16 protein-coding genes are annotated in these 19,259 nt (G+C 41.3%); 9 read left to right on the forward strand and 7 right to left on the reverse strand.

Going from position 1 to position 19,259, the window contains the following annotated elements; translation table 11 throughout:
• Positions 1-11 precede the first annotated feature (11 nt).
• The 5 genes from dxs to tig form a co-directional block, all read right to left on the reverse strand.
• Positions 12-1,979: a 1-deoxy-D-xylulose-5-phosphate synthase gene (dxs, locus tag EJN84_RS03705; protein WP_129594163.1), complete on the reverse strand. Its 1,968-nt coding sequence runs from the start codon at positions 1,977-1,979 to the stop codon at positions 12-14.
• Positions 1,980-2,042: 63 nt separating this feature from the next.
• Entirely contained in the window at positions 2,043-4,238 is a 2,196-nt protein-coding gene (recQ, locus tag EJN84_RS03710) for a DNA helicase RecQ (RefSeq protein WP_129594164.1), read from the reverse strand.
• Between the two features lie 296 nt (positions 4,239-4,534).
• A complete protein-coding gene (gene clpX, locus EJN84_RS03715; RefSeq protein WP_129594165.1) occupies positions 4,535-5,779 on the reverse strand; it encodes an ATP-dependent Clp protease ATP-binding subunit ClpX in 1,245 nt (414 codons plus the stop codon).
• A gap of 16 nt (positions 5,780-5,795) precedes the next feature.
• Positions 5,796-6,476: an ATP-dependent Clp endopeptidase proteolytic subunit ClpP gene (gene clpP, locus EJN84_RS03720; RefSeq protein ID WP_101487795.1), complete on the reverse strand. Its 681-nt coding sequence runs from the start codon at positions 6,474-6,476 to the stop codon at positions 5,796-5,798.
• Positions 6,477-6,665: 189 nt separating this feature from the next.
• Positions 6,666-8,102 carry a trigger factor gene (gene tig / locus EJN84_RS03725; RefSeq protein ID WP_129594166.1) on the reverse strand — a complete coding sequence of 479 codons (1,437 nt, stop codon included), beginning with the start codon at positions 8,100-8,102 and terminating at the stop codon, positions 6,666-6,668.
• A gap of 241 nt (positions 8,103-8,343) precedes the next feature.
• Between tig and EJN84_RS03730 the strand changes: the two genes are divergently transcribed.
• The 6 genes from EJN84_RS03730 to gcvP all read left to right on the forward strand — a co-directional run bounded on the left by EJN84_RS03730 (position 8,344) and on the right by gcvP (position 15,201).
• A complete protein-coding gene (locus tag EJN84_RS03730) occupies positions 8,344-9,231 on the forward strand; it encodes a CPBP family intramembrane glutamic endopeptidase (RefSeq protein WP_129594167.1) in 888 nt (295 codons plus the stop codon).
• A gap of 1 nt (position 9,232) precedes the next feature.
• The gene (locus tag EJN84_RS03735) at positions 9,233-9,820 is read left to right on the forward strand and encodes a DUF3109 family protein (RefSeq protein ID WP_129594168.1); all 588 of its coding nucleotides are present in this window, start codon (positions 9,233-9,235) and stop codon (positions 9,818-9,820) included.
• Positions 9,821-10,107: 287 nt separating this feature from the next.
• The gene (locus EJN84_RS03740) at positions 10,108-10,875 is read left to right on the forward strand and encodes an RsiV family protein (protein WP_165004054.1); all 768 of its coding nucleotides are present in this window, start codon (positions 10,108-10,110) and stop codon (positions 10,873-10,875) included.
• 1 nt (position 10,876) lies between these two features.
• Positions 10,877-11,500, forward strand: a complete 624-nt coding sequence (gene rsmG, locus EJN84_RS03745) for a 16S rRNA (guanine(527)-N(7))-methyltransferase RsmG (RefSeq protein ID WP_129594170.1) — start codon at positions 10,877-10,879, stop codon at positions 11,498-11,500.
• Positions 11,501-11,600: 100 nt separating this feature from the next.
• On the forward strand, positions 11,601-12,251 hold the full coding sequence (locus EJN84_RS03750) for an MBL fold metallo-hydrolase (RefSeq protein WP_129594171.1): 651 nt from the start codon (positions 11,601-11,603) through the stop codon (positions 12,249-12,251).
• A 106-nt stretch (positions 12,252-12,357) separates the two neighbouring features.
• Entirely contained in the window at positions 12,358-15,201 is a 2,844-nt protein-coding gene (gene gcvP / locus EJN84_RS03755) for an aminomethyl-transferring glycine dehydrogenase (RefSeq protein WP_129594172.1), read from the forward strand.
• An 82-nt stretch (positions 15,202-15,283) separates the two neighbouring features.
• On the opposite strand, the gene EJN84_RS03760 is transcribed toward gcvP, so the two are convergent.
• Together EJN84_RS03760 and EJN84_RS03765 are read right to left on the reverse strand one after the other, a co-directional pair.
• The gene (locus EJN84_RS03760) at positions 15,284-16,183 is read right to left on the reverse strand and encodes a M48 family metallopeptidase (RefSeq protein ID WP_129594173.1); all 900 of its coding nucleotides are present in this window, start codon (positions 16,181-16,183) and stop codon (positions 15,284-15,286) included.
• A 32-nt stretch (positions 16,184-16,215) separates the two neighbouring features.
• Positions 16,216-16,953: a DUF6261 family protein gene (locus tag EJN84_RS03765; RefSeq protein ID WP_129594174.1), complete on the reverse strand. Its 738-nt coding sequence runs from the start codon at positions 16,951-16,953 to the stop codon at positions 16,216-16,218.
• A 310-nt stretch (positions 16,954-17,263) separates the two neighbouring features.
• Here EJN84_RS03765 and EJN84_RS03770 point away from each other — a divergent pair, with 310 nt between their 5' ends.
• The 3 genes from EJN84_RS03770 (at position 17,264) to EJN84_RS03780 (ending at position 18,884) form a co-directional block, all read left to right on the forward strand.
• Positions 17,264-17,587 carry a hypothetical protein gene (locus EJN84_RS03770; RefSeq protein ID WP_101487785.1) on the forward strand — a complete coding sequence of 108 codons (324 nt, stop codon included), beginning with the start codon at positions 17,264-17,266 and terminating at the stop codon, positions 17,585-17,587.
• A 48-nt stretch (positions 17,588-17,635) separates the two neighbouring features.
• The gene (locus EJN84_RS03775; RefSeq protein WP_101487784.1) at positions 17,636-18,319 is read left to right on the forward strand and encodes an OmpA family protein; all 684 of its coding nucleotides are present in this window, start codon (positions 17,636-17,638) and stop codon (positions 18,317-18,319) included.
• 91 nt (positions 18,320-18,410) lie between these two features.
• Entirely contained in the window at positions 18,411-18,884 is a 474-nt protein-coding gene (locus tag EJN84_RS03780; protein WP_129594175.1) for a GAF domain-containing protein, read from the forward strand.
• Positions 18,885-19,259 lie beyond the last annotated feature (375 nt).

Below are 19,259 nucleotides of genomic sequence, written 5' to 3' on the forward strand. Positions count from 1 at the left end.
AATAGATGGAGTTATCGAGCGGAAGTATCGTGTTTGCCTCTCGGTGAGTTTATTTGATATGGATTTAGTCGAATGATGGTGGAATTTTTAAACCGCTTATCAACTTCCCGGATCGTATTCAAAATGCCTTCTTCATCGATTTTGCATAAATGTTTGAGCTCTTGGATAGATCCGTGCGTAATAAATTGATCTTTGATTCCGAGACGAGTAACCTCGATGTTGGTGTAATGGTGTGCTGCCAAAAATTCAAGAACCGCATCTCCCATTCCTCCTGTAATAACGCCATTTTCGACAGTAATGATGTGGCGATAATTTTCGGCCACTTCTGTGAGCAGATCTTCGTCGATCGGTTTCAGGAAAAGCAAATCGTAATGTCCTGCTTCAATGCCGAAAGCTTTTGCCGCATCGATGGCTTTGGCTGTATCGTTCCCGATCTGACCAATAGAGATCAGCGCAATGTTTTTTCCTTCTCTCAATTTTCTGCCTTTACCGATTGGAAGAATTTTCATTTCGTTTTGCCAGTTGGCTATTTCTCCCTGTCCCCGAGGATAGCGAATTACGAATGGCCCGTCGTTACCATAGACAGCTGTAAACATGAGATTTCGCAGATCATGTTCGTTGAGTGGGGCTGAAATAACAAGATTCGGAATGCAGCGCATATAAGCCAGATCGAACACTCCGTGATGCGTAGCACCATCTTCGCCAACCAAACCGGCTCTGTCGAGGCAAAATATCACTTTCAACTTTTGTAAAGCCACATCATGAATTACTTGATCGTAGGCTCGCTGCATAAACGACGAGTAGATATTGCAAAACGGGATCAACCCTTCTTTTGCCATTCCGGCTGAGAAAGTTACGGCATGTGCCTCGGCAATTCCAACGTCGAATGAACGTTCCGGAAATTTCTTCATCAAAAACGACATGGAGCACCCGGTGGGCATGGCTGGTGTTACTCCGACAATTTGCTCATTTTTTTCAGCCAGTTCGACAAGCGTGTGTCCAAACACGTCCTGATACAGTTGAGGCTGGTTCGTCTTTATTTTAACAATGCGTTCGCCTGTTTCCTTATTGAAAATGCCGGGAGCGTGCCAAACGGTAGCAGCCTTTTCTGCGGGAGCAAATCCTTTTCCCTTTACTGTTTTCACATGCAACAGTTTTGGGCCTTTCATATCTTTGATGTTATGGAGCACTCTGATCAATTCGGGGAGGTTGTGTCCATCCACAGGTCCAAAATATCGAATATTGAAACCTTCGAAAAGATTTTGCTGTTTAGTCAGTAGTGATTTAATGCTGTTGTTGAATCTCAGTACGAAGTATTTTTTATCGTCGTCAATCAGGTTATTTCGTTTGAATTTTTGATAAACGCTGTTTCGAAGTTTATTGTATTTCGACGATGTGGTGAGCCTTACCAAATAATCTTGCAAACCGCCTACGTTATTGTCGATGGACATATTATTGTCGTTCAAGATAATAAGCAGGTTATTGGGCTGGGAACAAACATTATTCAGTCCTTCGTATGCCAATCCTCCGGTCATCGCCCCATCGCCAATAACAGCTACAACGTGTCGGTCATCTTCATTTCGAAGGTTAGCAGCAACAGCCATCCCGAGCGCCGCCGAAATGGATGTGGAAGCATGCCCTGCTGCAAAAGTGTCGTATTCGCTTTCGGCCGGATTGGTAAATCCGGAAAGTCCTCCAAACTTTCGGTTGGTGTGAAATCTGTCTCTCCTGCCGGTAAGTATTTTATGGCTGTAGGCCTGATGCCCTACATCCCACACAATTCGGTCATAGGGAGTATTGTAGAGGTAATGTAGTGCAACAGTTAATTCCACAGTTCCTAAACTTGAAGCAAAATGCCCCGGATTATGAGACAATTGATCTATAATAAATTCACGAAGCTCGGCACAAACTGTCGAGAGTTGATCAATGCTAAGTTTTTTTAAATCGTCGGGACTGTTTATATGCTGTAATAATTCCATTTTTTCATAAATAATGATTCGTTGTAATAACACAACGCAACCGGATATGTTTAGTATGAAATGTCAGTTTGCCATATCGGAGAAAAATTTGATGCGTACTAAGCGTATTTCTGTTTCGCTATAGTCCGGCAATTCTTCAATTGCTTTTTCAAGATCGTCGGTTTCGGCTTCTTGAAAATAGTCGTAAATATCTTGTAAAGTGTCTTGATCGAGCACTTCTTCGAGGAAGTAATCGATATTGATCTTTGTTCCGGAATATACAATGGCTTCAACTTCCGAAAGCATTTCGTCGAAATCAATTCCTTTCGATTCTGCCAAATCATCCAGAGCCACTTTCCTGTCAATTGCTTGAACGATAGAAACTTTAAGTTTCGATTTGTTAGCAACTGTTTTTACTCGAAGGTCTTCGGGACGCTCGATTTCGTTTTCTTCGACATGCTTTTTAATCAATTCGATAAACTCTTTTCCGTAGCGTTTGGCTTTTCCGGGTCCCACGCCGGGCATATTTTGCAATTCCTCAAGGGTAATCGGATAGGTAGTCGCCATAGCTTCGAGGGTGGCCGGCTGAAAAATCACATAGGGAGGAACGTTTAGTTTCTTCGACATTTTTTTCCGTAAGTCCTTCATCATGGCGAACAGAACAGGATCGACTGCCCCAAAACTACCCCCGCCGGTCGTTATTGCGCCATCGCCTTCAACTTCGAGCTCGTCAGGATTATCTTCTTCCTCTTTGGTTATTTTGAATGAAACAGGATTTTTTAAAAAATCTTTCCCTTTTTTTGTTATTTTGAGAAGTCCGTAATTTTCGATGTCTTTTTTTAAATAATTTTCCAACAAAGCATGACGAATAACGGATTCCCATGTACTTTCCTCTTCGTCGGAACCTGATCCAAATTCTTCTAACTGATCATGACCGAATGTTTCGATTTCGGAGGTTTCTTTTCCGAGTAGAAAATTGATTACATAGTCGGTTTTGTGCTTTTCTTTGAGCGCTGTTATAGCTTCCAAAACCGTAATTAATAGATCTTTTGCTTCCACTTTAACTTTAGGATTTAAACAATTATCACAATTTTCGCAATTAGGTTCGTTGTATTCTTCGCCGAAGTAATGCAGAAGCATTTGTCTCCGACAAATGGATGTTTCGGCATAGGCAGCTGTTTCGAGTAGTAATTGTTTCCCGATTTCCTGTTCCGAAATAGGTTTCCCCTGCATGAAACGTTCCAATTTTTCGAGATCTTTTCGAGAATAAAATGCAATGCACTTGCCTTCGCCACCATCTCGACCCGCACGTCCGGTTTCTTGATAATATTCCTCGAGGCTTTTGGGTATATCGTAATGAATGACGTATCGCACATCAGGTTTGTCGATCCCCATGCCGAATGCGATTGTAGCAACAATAACATTGGTTTTTTCCATTAAGAAAGCGTCCTGGTTGGCGCTTCGGGTGGCAGCATCCATGCCGGCATGATAGGGTAGAGCCGCAATATTATTGGCTTGCAGGATTTCGGCGAAATCATCCACTTTTTTCCTACTAAGGCAATATACAATTCCCGATTTGTTTTTCTGACCGAGTATGTATCGGATAATTTCCGCATCCACTTTTTCGGTTTTGGGCCTTACTTCGTAATATAGATTTGGTCTGTTGAAAGACGATTTGAAAACGGCTGCATCAATCATGTTCAGCGTTTTCTGTATATCGTGTTGAACTTTTGGCGTAGCCGTAGCCGTAAGGGCAATCACCGGACGGGGACCTATTACGTTGATGATGGGTCGGATGCGACGATATTCAGGACGAAAATCGTGCCCCCATTCCGATATACAATGAGCCTCATCTACGGCATAGAACGAAATGTTTATATTTTTAAGAAAATCGATATTTTCTTGCTTTGTGAGCGATTCGGGGGCAACGTATAGCAGCTTGGTTTTTTCTTCGATAACGTCTTTTTTCACTTTTTCGATTTCTGCTTTCGTAAGCGATGAATTTAGAAAGTGAGCGATACCATTGTCTTCGTGATAATTACGGATAGCGTCAACTTGATTTTTCATCAAAGCTATAAGTGGCGAAATTACAATAGCCGTACCCTTCGATAATAGCGCCGGTAATTGATAGCAAAGAGATTTTCCGCCACCTGTCGGCATCAGAACAAAAGTATCCTTACCATCAAGGATACTTCGAATGATGGCCTCCTGGTTGCCCTTGAAGGTATCGAACCCGAAATATTTTTTTAGACCTTCGTACAGCGTGTCCTGTTTTTTCATAAACCCAATTCCCCAAATTTAGGGATTCATTTTCCCAATGCAATTTCTTTATTGGAAGAAACAAATATAGTTGTATTTTTCAATACAACAAAAAAATGTAGTTTGAAAACATAGTGGGCCGAATTTTTTTCGAGATGCTTTACAGAAATGAGTGAACAAGTTGCGCAAAGCACAATTAAAACAGTTGAAAATCCCTATATGTTAATAATTTACGAACGAAATATCAAAAAACAGGTCTGTTAAAGATTTTACAGACCTGTTAGTTAAATCTACCAGATGAGGGACAAAATTGCCTGTCAAGCAACTTTCAATCTGCCAAAATCCGATTTTTCGAGGTGCTCCTCGGCATACTCTCGTGTAATATGCAGTTTTTTTCGATTGGTTTCCGACGGCAACGCAAACATAGCGTCAATCATAATCGCTTCAACAATAGACCGCAATCCTCTTGCACCGAGTTTGAATTCGATAGCCTTATCGACGATAAATTCAAATGCGCTTTTATCGAAAGTCAATGCAATTCCATCCATCTCGAATAATTTTTCGTATTGCTTAATGATAGAGTTGCGTGGTTCTACCAATATACGCATCAAGGCATCTCTATCTAATGGTTCAAGATAAGTAAGAATGGGTAATCGACCTATAATTTCGGGAATCAGTCCGAAGGCTTTCAAATCCATCGGAGTGATATATTGCATTAAATTTTCCCGATCGATACGGGCCGTTTCTTTGCTCGACGAATAACCCACCACATGCGTATTGAGACGTTGGGCAATCTTTCTCTCTATGCCATCAAAAGCTCCGCCACAGATAAACAGGATGTTTTTCGTGTTCACCGAAATCATGCGCTGCTCGGGATGTTTCCTGCCTCCTTGTGGCGGCACATTCACCACCGAACCTTCCAACAATTTCAGCAAGCCTTGCTGCACGCCTTCGCCACTTACATCACGTGTGATGGACGGGTTATCTCCCTTACGGGCTATTTTGTCGATTTCGTCGATAAACACGATGCCTCGTTCGGCAGCGGCAACATCATAGTCGGCTACCTGCAAAAGCCTGGTCAAAATACTTTCAATATCTTCTCCAACATAGCCGGCTTCGGTGAGTACTGTGGCATCCACAATGGTGAAAGGAACTTGCAGCATTTTCGCAATGGTGCGTGCAAGAAGCGTTTTCCCCGTTCCGGTGGCCCCAACCATGATAATGTTCGATTTTTCGATTTCCACATCGTCTTTCATATTCTTTTGCAGAATACGTTTGTAATGATTGTAAACCGACACGGACAAAAAACGTTTGGCGGCATCTTGCCCAATCACATACTGATCCAGAAAATCTTTAATCTGTTTTGGTTTGGGTAGCGTACTTAGCGAAATGTCAAGGCGCGATTTCTCGGAGCCTTTAAAGGTTTCATTCACGATCTCATGCGCCTGCTCGGCACACATGTCGCAAATGAACCCCGATACTCCGGAAATAAGCAAGGTTACTTCGTTTTCGCTTCTTCCACAAAAACTGCAGTGATTACTACTATTAGCTTTTTTTGCCATCTGTCCTGATTGAGTATTATTTTTTACTTACCAATACATCATCCACCATTCCGTAATCTTTGGCTTCGGCAGCACTCATCCAGAAATCGCGATCGGAATCTTTACTAACCTTTTCAACCGGTTGGCCTGAGTGTTTGGAAATGATCGAATACAATTCTTGCTTTACTCTTGCTATTTCGCGTGCAGTGATTTCGATATCGGATGCCTGACCCTGAACGCCACCAAGCGGCTGGTGAATCATCACACGCGAATGCGTCAGCGCAAATCGTTTCTTAGGCGTACCTGCCACCAGCAGCACGGCTGCCATCGATGCGGCTATACCTGTGCAGATTGTGGATACGTCACTCGAAATAAACTGCATGGTGTCGTAAATGCCATAACCGGCATAAACCGATCCTCCCGGCGAGTTGATGTATATCGAGATATCTTTCCCCGGGTCCGAAGAATCCAAATATAGCAATTGGGCTTGCACCACATTTGCCGTATAGTCATCTACCTGAGTGCCCAAAAAGATGATGCGATCCATCATCAATCTCGAAAAAACATCCATTTGAGCCACATTCAGTTGACGCTCTTCAATGATGGTAGGCGAGATATAACCATAATCGCTGGTTATTTTCATGTAGCTGTCAAGCCGTGAGCCGTTCATGCCTAAATGTTTGACGGCATATTTTCTGAAATCGTTATCGTTTTTCATATTTTCCTTTCTTTGTATAATGTTTAATCTTAGCAAATAAGATGCCAAAGATATAAAAATGACGAAAGTTCCTACCTTGTTTATTCTTTCAGAACAAAGTTAACATGTTTAGTTGAAATATCTGTTGCTTTGTCTGTAAAAAACGGGTAAAAACTTTCGTCGAACGAAATGTTATGATCAAAAAAATCGTTATGCTTCTTTTTCGGTTTCTGTTTCAGTTTCCGAAGAATGATCGTGGTGGTGTTCTTCCTCCGAATGATTATGCTCTTCTTCAGTAAAGAGTTCGTTCAATTCTTTCGTCGAAATTTCCTTATCGATTACTTTAACGGTTTGTTTCACCCAATCGATCACCTTTTCGTCTTCAATATTTTGAATGATATTTCTCACCGTATTTTCGTTCGAAAGCATGCTGTTGACGTAGCTTTTCAACGTTTCGGCAGGAAGATTGCTCATCCCGTATTGTGCAAATTGGGCTTTAGCCACTTCTTCGGCTTTTGCCTGAACATCTTCCGATTTGATTTCGATATTCAGTTGTTTCACAATTTTGTTTTTAGCCAACAGAAATTTTAAATCTTCCATCATCTGTGGATATTCTTCCTCAACAGATTCCTGTGTCTTCTTTTCATCCGAAGCCAAAAGCCAGCGTTTAAGGAATGCATCCGGTAATTGGACATCTTTCAGCTTTTCTAAAAATAATTTGCGCACTTCGCGCATAAACAGATTATCGCTGTCGGGCTTAAACTGATTATTGAGCGATTCGGCCACTTTTTCGGCAAATTCCTCTTCACTGTTCACTACACCCGGCCCCAGCACTTTATCGAAAAGCTCCTGATTCATTTCGGCTTCTTGGTAACGGGTAATTTCTTTTACCTCGAATTCGAAGTCCGAATTTACATCTTTGATGTTATCCTTTGTAGTTTGCAAAAGTGAGGCCACTTCGGCTTCGTTGTTGTCGTATGCTTTTTTTGGATTAAAAACAATTTTGTCGCCAACTTTCACGCCGGTAAGGCTTTTTTTGATTTCTTCGTCTTTCACATACGAAGGCATCAAAATGGCATTTTCGATAATCAGCCCGTTCTCTTTAGGCGCACCGTCCTCAAACTCAGTAAGAGTGCCTTTCAGCAAGTCGTTTTCCAGTGCCGGTTCGTCAACCGATTGATAAGTTCCGTAATTTGTCTTATAGGCTTCGAGTTGCTGTTTCAGCAAATCGTCTTCGAGTTTCACGGTATAATATGTGAGTTCGTCTTCGGCGCTCAATGGCAGGTCAAATTCGGGAGCAAAGCCAATATCGAATTTGAATTCGAATGTTTCGTCCTTGTCAAAATCGATTGTTTTTTGGTCCGTTTCGTTAGGAAGTGGTTCGCCAAGAATCTCAAGATTATTTTCGCGAATGTATTTAAACAGTTCATCGCTCACCAACTTGTTGAGTTCATCGGCGAGTATCGATTTGCCGTACATTTTCCGGATAATTTCGGCAGGTACTTTCCCTGGTCTGAATCCCGGTATAGATGCTTTTTGACGAAAGCGTTTCAGTTCGTTTTCTACTTTTTCGGCGTAATCCTGTTTTTCGATTTCTATGGCTATTACACCATTTACGTTGTCCGTTTTGTTAAGCGTTATATTCATTACAGCGTCTTTGTTGGTTTCTAACCTTTGTTCTTAAATTCTGTTCAGACTGAAAATCAAGTTTTTTCGATTGGCTTTAACTCAATTTTTTTTGAGGTGCAAAATTACGGTTATTCTTCCAAATTGCAAAATTATTTTCAAATGATTGGCCGGAGTAATTCTCTTCATGCCAAATAGTGCAAGTCTCGTTTATCAACATTGGCCGAATTTGTTTATTTTTGTCGTTTAAAATGATGAATCCATGATGCGATTATTAAAGAATTCCACGCCGGTTTCGAGAATTTTTCATCTTTTTTTATGCTCTTTCATTGGGCTTTTTTTGACGGGAGCATTTATTACAATCTTTTCGGGTATTTTCGGTTGGAACGATCGCGATAGCGTATGGTTTATCAGGTTAAATACCTTTTTGCAGAGTCTTTTCATGTTTTTTTTACCTGCAATTTGCATAGCAGTTTGGACAGACTCGCCTTCGAAGTATTTAAATCTTCAGAAAAGTTCGAATTTTTATAAATTTATTACCTCCGCCATATTGCTTTTTGTCGTGGCCATGCCAATGATTTCGCTTACAACACAACTCAACGAGCGGATGATCTTACCAAAACAGTTGGCCGATATCGAGGCATGGATGCGCAATTCGGAACAGGCAGCCGAAGCCGTCACTCAAAAGTTACTTCAAGGAAAGGATTTGTTGGGCTTTATTTCGAATATTTTATTGATCGGAGCATTCACAGCCGTTTCTGAAGAGTTTTTTTTTCGCGGAGTATTGCAACGCGAAGTAGAATCATGGACAAAAAGCGGACACGGGTCAGTTTGGATTACGGCTTTCATTTTTAGTGCAATACATCTGCAATTCTTCGGATTTTTCCCAAGATTGATCTTAGGTGCATTGTTGGGATATTTATTTTTGTTTAGTAGAAATTTGTGGGTGCCTGTTAAGGCTCATTTTTTTAATAATGCTTCCGTAATTGTCGTTAATTTTTTTGTGGGGGAAAAAGCACTTGATCAAGTGAATAATCCTCCGGTTACATTGTGGTTGATTATGCTTTCCGTCGCAAGTGCCATTCTTTGTGTGATACTCCTTAAAAAACTCAAACAAATTTCTACCTCACAACCATTCAGATTAAAATAAGATGATTCAAATACAAGACGTGATTCTGTCGGATGACATTTTAGAGGCGAATTTCTGTTGCGACTTGCCCAAATGTATGGGGGCTTGTTGTGTAGAAGGTGATTCGGGTGCTTCCCTCACAGAGAGTGAGTATGAAGAAATTAAAGGCATATTGCCATTAATTTGGGACGAATTGTCGCCTGCGGCTCAGGAGCTTATCCAAAAACAGGGCATTGCCTACGTGGATACCGATGGGGAGTTGGTTACTTCCATTATTAAAGGAAAGGAATGTGTTTTCACTTGTTTTGAAGAAACCGGAATATGCAAATGTGTTATCGATAAAGCCTTTCGCGAAGGCCGGATTTCTGTACAAAAGCCTGTTTCGTGTCATCTTTATCCCATTCGAGAGAGCACTGTCAACGGATTGCCTGCACTGAACTACGATCGTTGGTCAATTTGCAGTCCTGCAATAAGAGCCGCGAACCGAAATGGAGTAAAGTTGTTCCAATTTTTGGAAGAGCCCCTGGTGAGACGATTCGGAAAGGAGTGGTATGACGAGTTGTGTCAGGTTGCTGCTATGTGGAACAAAATGAAAATATCGGATAGATAAGTAAAATTTTTAAATTATGGACGTTGCTTTACAAAAATAATTTGCAACTTTGTATTCGTCGCTTTTGTAAATGGGATGGGATTAACTTTTTTCGTCATGATTTTCGAATAAATGAATACGATGTTCGTTTAAAATTAACAGGAAAGAAAAATAATATGTTTAAAAACATCACATTTATACCTTTATTTTTGATTCCGGTATTTATTTTCTCCGCTTGTAATACCAAAAAATCAAATATCCCGCAAGATAATGATGTTGTGTTCGATACTTTATATTTATCGCAACAAATGTTTCTTGACAACGACCCCTCCAAATCTTCATGCAATCTGGAAATCCGACTGGTTTATCCCGTAGCTTCAAAAAAAATGAATATCGACACGTTGACCAATCTTTGGACAAGTTGTATTTTCGGACAATCCAATACCGGGATTTCATTGCAGCAAGCCGCAAAATCATATATTGACACTTATTTCCAACGTTACAGGCAAGATGCCAGAAATTTTCGAGAAAACAGGTTCGATAAAGACCCGCTTACGGCCTTAACCGATAGTTCATATTTCACTTCGGAGGAAGAAGCAGATGAACCGCGAAGCGAATTCTATTCCTATTATGAAACACTCACCGATACTGTCACCTACAATCAAAATGATCTTATTTCGCTGCAGGTTAGGAGTGTGAGTAATAAAGGAGGAAGTGAATCGTATGAAACTTTCAGGAATTTTGTCATCGATCTCAAAACAGGAAATATTCTTTCAGAAAAGGATATTTTCATAGAAGGATACGAACCGCAATTACGTCGAATCATTATCAACAAGCTCCTCAAACAGAACGGCGTGAATGATATAAGTGAATTAGAACAGCTTGGTTACTTCGGAGTTAACGAAATAGTTCCAAACCGAAACTTTTTGATTGATGCAAAAGGGATCACATTTATTTTCAACAAAGGGGAATACTCGGCCTATCTTATCAGTGCCCCGGTTATTTTTATTCCTTACGAAGAGATTCGCCACCTCTTGCGTGAAAATACAACTGTTTGGAAATTAGCAGAGATTTGAAATGAGAGAATTGTTGTTGTCTTTTTTCCCCGACCTATCCGATAAACAACTCGAACAGTTCGAGCTGTTGCCCGATTTATACGCAGAATGGAATTCGAAAATTAATGTTATTTCCCGCAAAGATATCGATGAATTGCCGTTGCATCATGTGCTTCATTCGCTATCCATTGCCAAATATATTCGTTTTGCGCCCAAAACAAACATCATGGATGTAGGTACGGGAGGCGGCTTTCCGGGTATTCCGATGGCAATTTTCTTTCCGGATGTTCAATTTCTGTTGCTCGACAGCATCGGTAAAAAAATTCGCGTTGCCCAAGAAATTTCAAGAACCGTCGGTTTACAAAACGTTTCTTTTAATCATGCTCGCGTCGAGGACGAAAAAAGAAAGTTCGATTTCGTTGTTAGTCGCGCGGTAATGCCGCTTGACGATTTAGTAAAAGTAACGCGCAAAAATATCTCGAATGAGCAGCATAATGCACTTCCCAACGGCATTATTTGTCTGAAAGGTGGTGATTTGACTTCCGAAATTCATCGATATCGAAAGCAGGTAGAGATAACCGATCTTTCTGTTTATTTCCCTCAGCCTTATTTTAAAACAAAAAAAATTGTGTATCTGCCAATTTGAAAGCACCATTTATACGTTTCACGATAAAGATTATCGAAGAAACATGTATATTTGTAGGCGGAATGCAAGTATGTTGCTTTCCGATACACGATACAGGTAGATGAAAAGTAAATTATTCGAATTTAATCCATTGGCGGTAAACACGTATGTGCTTTCCGATGAAACCGGCGAGTGTGTAGTAATAGATCCTGCTTGTTATTATCCAGACGAAAAAGCTTTATTGCTCAATTATATCATCGATAATGATTTGGTTGTAAAACACCTTTTAAATACGCATCTGCATTTCGATCATATTTTTGGCAACAATTTTATTGCATCCCAATTTGGCATTTCAGCCGAAGCTCATCCCGACGATCTATTTCTTCTCGAAAGTCTTCCGGAACAATTACGGGCATTTGGTTTCGATGATGCGAGCATAAATATTCCGACAATCGGTACATTTTTGTACCACGGCGATTCAATCAAATTCGGGAATCAGATTCTCAGAGTTTTCCACGTTCCCGGCCATTCGCCCGGCAGTTTGGTTTTCTATCATGAGCCATCCGGTTCGGTTTACGGCGGCGATGTGCTTTTTAATGGAAGTATCGGGCGTACCGATTTAGAAGGGGGCAATTACGAAACACTGGTGGACGGAATACGAAATATTATGTTTTCTTTTCCCAACGAAACGATTGTTTATCCGGGTCACGGACCATTTACAACGATAGCAAATGAGAAAAAATACAATCCATTTGTAGGGATGAAATCATAGTTTTTGATTTTTTTCACAAGAATAAACCACATCACACTTGTCTTAATCTTGGATTTACAGTAAGGAAATTCCTTATTGCATCTCACAAAACAAATTTTGAAACAATATGAAAATTGAACATTTCAAAACGCGTCATCTCGGAGTTGGAGACGATGATATGAAAGTCATGCTTGATGCGATTGGCGTGTCATCGCTCGACGAATTAATCGATCAAACCATTCCCGAGGACATCCGGCTCGAAAATCCATTAGTGTTGCCTGCTGCTTTGTCCGAACAGGAATATGCGGAAGAGATAGCTCATTTGGCATCCAGAAACAAAATTTTTGCTTCCTATATCGGCATGGGATGGTACGATACTATAACACCGGCCGTTATTTATCGCAATGTGTTCGAAAATCCTGTCTGGTACACCTCCTATACGCCCTATCAAGCCGAAATTTCGCAGGGCAGACTGGAAGCATTGCTCAATTTTCAGACAGTTGTAAGCGATTTGACCGGCTTGCCTCTTGCCAATTCGTCGTTGCTCGACGAAGCTACTGCAGCAGCTGAAGCTGCCACAATGATGCATTCGCTTCGCTCGAAAGAAAAGCAAAAGGCCGGAGCCCAATCGTTGTTTGTGGACGAACATATTTTTCCGCAAACGCTGGCGGTTTTAAAAACGCGGATGAGTCGTGTGGGCATCGATATTGTGGTTGGAGACTATAAAAACGTAAATTTGGATGTGAATTATTTTGGTGCCATTGTTCAATATCCCGACAGTGACGGCAAGGTAGAAGATTATCGTTCATTTGTCGAAAAAGCGCATGCTGCCGACTGCAAAGTAGCCGTAGCTACCGATTTACTGGCTCTCGTGTTGCTGACTCCTCCCGGAGAATGGGGTGCCGATATTGCATTCGGCAGTAGCCAGCGATTTGGAATTCCGATGTTTTATGGCGGACCGTCTGCTGCTTTTTTTGCAACTCGGGAAGAATACAAACGAAACATGCCGGGCAGAATCATCGGCATTTCGAAAGATGCTTATGGCAAACAGGCGCTGCGTATGGCTTTACAAACCCGCGAACAGCATATCAAACGCGAAAAGGCTACTTCGAATATTTGTACGGCTCAAGCCTTGTTGGCTACCATGTCGTCGTTTTATGCCGTATATCATGGCCCCGAAGGCCTCAAAACCATTGCCCGGCGGATACATTCTATTGCTTCGCATCTCTCCGACGAATTAAGGGAGCTTGGTTATAAACAATTGAACGAACAATTTTTCGATACATTAAAAATAGCCTTACCTTCGGATATTTCGATTCAGGATATTAAAAACAATGCCGAACTTCGATCCATTAATCTTCGTTATTTCGAAACCGGCGAAATCGGGATAAGCATCGACGAAACGACCAACGATTATCGTGCCCACGAATTACTTGCCGTGTTTGCAATGGCAGCGGGCAGTTCGAGGGTTTTTATGTTTGACGATCTGCCTGAAAAAATTTCGCTGCGAAACAATTTTTTGCGTACTTCGCCATTTCTCACGCATCCGGTTTTCAACAGTTATCATACCGAAACCGAATTGATGCGGTATATCAAACGATTAGAACGCAAAGATATTTCGCTGGCTCATTCAATGATTTCTCTCGGTTCGTGCACGATGAAGCTCAATGCAGCATCGGAACTGCTTCCGCTCGGATATGCCGGATTTCAGAAAATTCATCCCTATGCTCCTACCGATCAGGCAGAAGGTTATCTTGAAATGATCGATGAACTAAAATCGATGCTCGCCGAAATTACCGGCTTTGCAGGAGTCAGTCTGCAACCTAATTCGGGTGCTGCGGGAGAATATGCCGGTTTGATTACGATTGCAAGTTATCTGGAAAGTATCGGACAAGGGCATCGCAACATCGTGCTCATTCCCGCTTCGGCGCATGGCACTAATCCGGCAAGCGCTGTGCAGGCGGGTTATACGCCGGTTACTGTGGCTACGGATGAAAAAGGAAATGTGGATCTCGAAGATTTTCGAAACAAAATAGAGGAATATCGCGATAATTTGGCTGCTTTCATGATTACCTATCCTTCCACTCACGGAATTTTCGAAGTAAAAATCAAGGAGATGTGTCGTCTCATTCACGAGGCAGGCGGCTTGGTTTATATGGATGGAGCGAACATGAATGCACAAGTCGGCATTACGAATCCGGGAACTATTGGTGCCGATGTTTGTCATCTCAATCTGCACAAAACGTTCGCCATTCCTCATGGTGGAGGTGGACCGGGAGTAGGCCCTATTTGCGTGAGCGAACGTCTCGTGCCGTTTCTTCCCGGACATCCCGTGATGTTTGATAAAGCTACCAATGCGGTATCTGCGGCTCCTTACGGAAGTGCCGGAGTGCTCGAGATAACCTATGCCTATATCAAGATGATGGGAGCTGACGGTTTGACGGAAGCGACGAAGATGGCCATTCTCAATGCCAATTATTTGGCTGAAAAGCTGAAGGATGCCTACGGAATTGTATATCGGGGGGCACAAGGAAGAGTGGGGCATGAGTTGATCCTCGAATGTCGTGGTCTGAAAGAAATTTCGGGAATAACCGAGACCGATATCGCCAAGCGATTGATAGATTATGGTTATCATGCGCCTACGTTGTCGTTTCCCGTACACGGCACCTTAATGATTGAACCTACCGAAAGTGAAAGTCTTGCCGAACTAAATCGTTTTGTAGATGCAATGCTCCGGATTCATGACGAAATCATCGAAGTTTCGCGTGGAGAATATACCTTCGAAGACAATGTATTGGTGAATGCTCCGCATCCCGAATACGAAGCTGTTGCCGATGAATGGAAACATGCTTATCCTCGCAGTAAAGCTATATATCCGTTGCCGTTCGTTGCTCAAAACAAGTTTTGGGTGAATGTGGCGAGAGTGGATAATGCTTATGGTGATCGCAATCTGGTTTCGTGCCTGTGTTAGGATGCAGATGAAAAACAGAAAACGAAAGCCCCCCGGAATATTTAACCATTCCGGAGGGCTTTTTGGTAATATGGAGATTTTGTCAGAATGTCCAATCTTTTGAAGTATTGGTTGATGTTTTGTTTGTGCTCGAAGCGTTCGGTTGATTTGTTGTGCTTCCCGTATAAAACTTCAATGCTTCAGGTACAACGCTTTGCAATTGTTTTATACGATTAGCATCGGTGGGGTGGGTGCTTAAAAATTCAAAATTATTTCCTCCCCCTGCACTCTCGGCCATTCTTTGCCAGAAGGGCACAGAAACACGCGGATCGTAACCGGCCATTGCCATGAAAATGACGCCAAGTCTGTCGGCTTCATATTCCTGTTTACGGGCATAAGGAAGCATAACACCTACCTGAGCTCCAAGTCCGAAAACTGTCTGTCCCAATTCGGATGCGGCCGCACCACCCAAAATATTTCCGGCCATAGCTCCGCCGTATTGGAGGGCTATTTGCTGACTCAGTCGTTCGTTGGCGTGTTTGGCTACAACGTGCGCAATTTCGTGCCCGACAACTACTGCCAACGAAGCTTCATCTCCCGCAACAGGAATCAATCCGCTATTAATGACAACTTTTCCGCCCGGCATTGCGAATGCATTGACGCTCTGGTCCTGAACGAGCGAAAATTCCCATTTATACTTTTGAATCTCCGTTGCATAACCGTTGTTTGAAAGATAGGATTCGACGGCAGAGGCAAGTCGTTGTCCTACACGAGCAACCATTTCGGCATCTTTCGTTCCTTTTATTACTTTTGCCGTATTCATATACTCCTGATACTGTTTCAAACTCAATGAAATTACTTCATCGTCCGAAACAAGAAGAAGTTGCTTGCGTCCTGTTACCGGCACACTGCCGCATGATTGCAGCAATACAATTGTCACAAGGGTAACCAAAGAATATACGGTAAGTTTTTTCGATTTTCCGGTTTTTTCTATTTTTCTCATATTCCTGAAATATTGAAATTGTGTCGACAAAATTATGCAATATCTTTGCTGTTTTGTGTTTTATTCGTTTCGGATGAATTGGTAAGAGGTATTTGTGTTTGTTTCTCGATACGTTGTTGCGTATCTGCCAATATTTTGGATAGTCTTTGCATATCTTTGTGATCGGGAAGTTCCGAAAGATTGTTCACGTATGCTCCATACTGCTCAAGCGTTTCGAAAAGTTCTTTTTTCAGTTCCCTTGCATCATAGTTGGGTTTCAATTTATCGGTTTGATGATGTTCGCCCACCATTTGCTTAAATGATTCGTTCGCATTCTTTATAGACAAGAGAACATCTTCCAACTTAAGTGTTTTGACGTAATCAGAATATTTTGAAGAGCTTAAATCAAAAACAAGCTCATCGATTCCTTGAGTTTCCACATTCAAACTCATGAAGGGAAGTGGATCATATTTATCCATCCAAAGTTCGTTCAATGCTTCATAAGCAATTGCTTCCGGCGAGTTCTCCTCGCTCATTTCGTATGTTTGCATCAATCGTCTGAAAACCGATAAAGCACGATCTCTTACTCGGTCGGCTTCAAGTGTTTTAAGGGTTATCTCATTGCTGTGAATATTGGCAAGAGCTTGCTCCAACTCATCTGTAATTGATGAGATGGTTTCGAGATATTTTTTCACGATCGGATCATCTGTTGTAGCCTTAAAATCAGATAAAGAAGCCGTGGTGATTTCTCGTGCAAAATCGATTAATTCATTTGAGTTTAAATTTTTCATATTCGGAGGTAAAAATCAAGTTGAAAAAATTGTTTACGTTTCTACAAAAGTACAATTATCTTTTTGTATGATGATCGAAAATCGATCGGTTTTTAATAAAATTTCTCCGATGCAAATCGTTCATCAATGGGATATTGTATGGCTTAAATATTACTTTCCCTTTATGAACATATTTTCGCTACTATTGTTTTAAGATAGGAAAAGGTGTGAGATAGTTTAATTAAATGTTTAATTTTTTAATATTTTCTATGTCGGACATTAAACCATTTCAATGAATTTTCATCAAACAACTAACTCAATTTAACGAAGTATGAGCAAGGATAATAAAATATTGGAATACGATGAGGACGATTCCATTAGATTTATCAGAAAATTCATCTCCGAAGAGATGCAAAACAGTTTCTCCGACGACGAAATCAACTACGTTGTAGATCTCATGTACGATTTTTACGACGAAAAAGGATTTCTGGATGGAGATGACGATACCGAAGTGGAGATTGATGAGGACGAACTGCTTGAATACGTCATTAAAAATGCGATGAAGGATAAAATCCGAGATTTCAAAGAAGAAGAGATAGAAGCAATTGTTGCCGGTGAGTTGGCGTATTGCGATTCTCTGAATTTGTTTGATTAGACATTTTTTTTTATTAACAACAATATTTATTTAATTACAAAAACGACAATGAAAGTTATTTCGAAGGTTTTTGCCATCGCAGTTTTAGGTGGCGCAATTGTATTATCGGGTTGTGGAGCCAGCAATACTGTTAAGGGAGGTGGAATCGGTGCCGGTGCCGGAGCTGCTTTGGGTGCAGGTATCGGAGCAATTGCCGGAGGAGGCAAAGGAGCTGCCATAGGAGCAGGAATTGGCACAGTTTTGGGTGGAACCGCAGGAGCCATAATCGGTAACAAGATGGACAAGCAGGCAGCAGAGCTCGAGAAAATCGAAGGTGCCCAAGTTGAGAAAGTAAATGATGGACAAGCTATTAAAGTTACTTTCGAATCAGGGATTTTGTTTGCAACAAACTCGAGTACATTAAATACTGAAAGTCGTGCATCGCTTGATAAGTTTGCCGAATCGTTGTTGAACAATCCCGATACCGACGTCAAAATTTACGGTCATACGGACAGCACCGGAAACGATCAGATCAACAATCCTTTATCTCAGCGTCGTGCTGAATCTGTGTATAATTATTTGGTTTCCAAAGGTGTTAGCGGTTCGAGAATGATTGCCCAAGGATTCGGATCCACACAGCCGGTGGCAGACAACAGCACTGTTGAGGGAAGAACTCAGAATCGTCGCGTAGAAGTTTACATTCTTCCGAATGAAAAAATGATACAAGATGCTCAACAGCAGGCAGGGCAGTAAATAATCTTGCTAAAATAATTTTTTACATCGCATTATCACGGCTAAATGACGCGATAATGCGATTTTTAATACGATCAATTTCCAACAAAAAATGAGTGAAGCAATATCTGTTTCAGCCACAGACAAAAGAAGCAAATACGAAGAATTATTTCCGCAACTCGTTTCTCTGATCGGTTCGGAATCCGACACAATCGCCAATATGGCTAACTTGTGTGCTGCATTGAAAGACACATTTAATTTTTTGTGGATCGGTTTTTACATCGTAAAAGTCGATCAACTCGTTTTAGGCCCGTTTCAAGGGCCGATTGCCTGTACCAGAATCGGATTTGGAAAAGGAGTTTGTGGAACTGCATGGAAAAACAGTAAGACACTTGTCGTCCCTGACGTAAATGCTTTTCCCGGACATATTGCATGCAGTTCATTATCGAAATCCGAAATTGTTGTGCCTGTTATCGACAATGAGAAAGTGATCGCTGTACTCGATGTTGACAGTGATCAAGAAGCTTTTTTCGATGAAATCGATGCTCAATATCTCGAAAAAATAGTCCGTTTGCTGAAATTTTGATTCAATTTCTTTGTCAGAAACAAACGAACCACTATCTTTGCAATCCGAAATCGCAATGAATAAACGAATGCGGAAGTAGCTCAGTTGGTAGAGCATAACCTTGCCCCAAGGAATAAAATGAAAACTAACCTTGGCAAGGAACATCCAACAAAAAGTCGTAAGAGAACGATAAGAATAAAATAAACGAATGCGGAAGTAGCTCAGTTGGTAGAGCATAACCTTGCCCCAAGGAATAAAATGAAAACTAACCTTGGCAAGGAACATCCAACAAAAAGTCGTAAGAGAACGATAAGAATAAAATAAACGAATGCGGAAGTAGCTCAGTTGGTAGAGCATAACCTTGCCCCAAGGAATAAAATGAAAACTAACCTTGGC

Source organism: Seramator thermalis (assembly GCF_004138125.1).
GTDB classification, from domain to species: domain Bacteria; phylum Bacteroidota; class Bacteroidia; order Bacteroidales; family Dysgonomonadaceae; genus Seramator; species Seramator thermalis.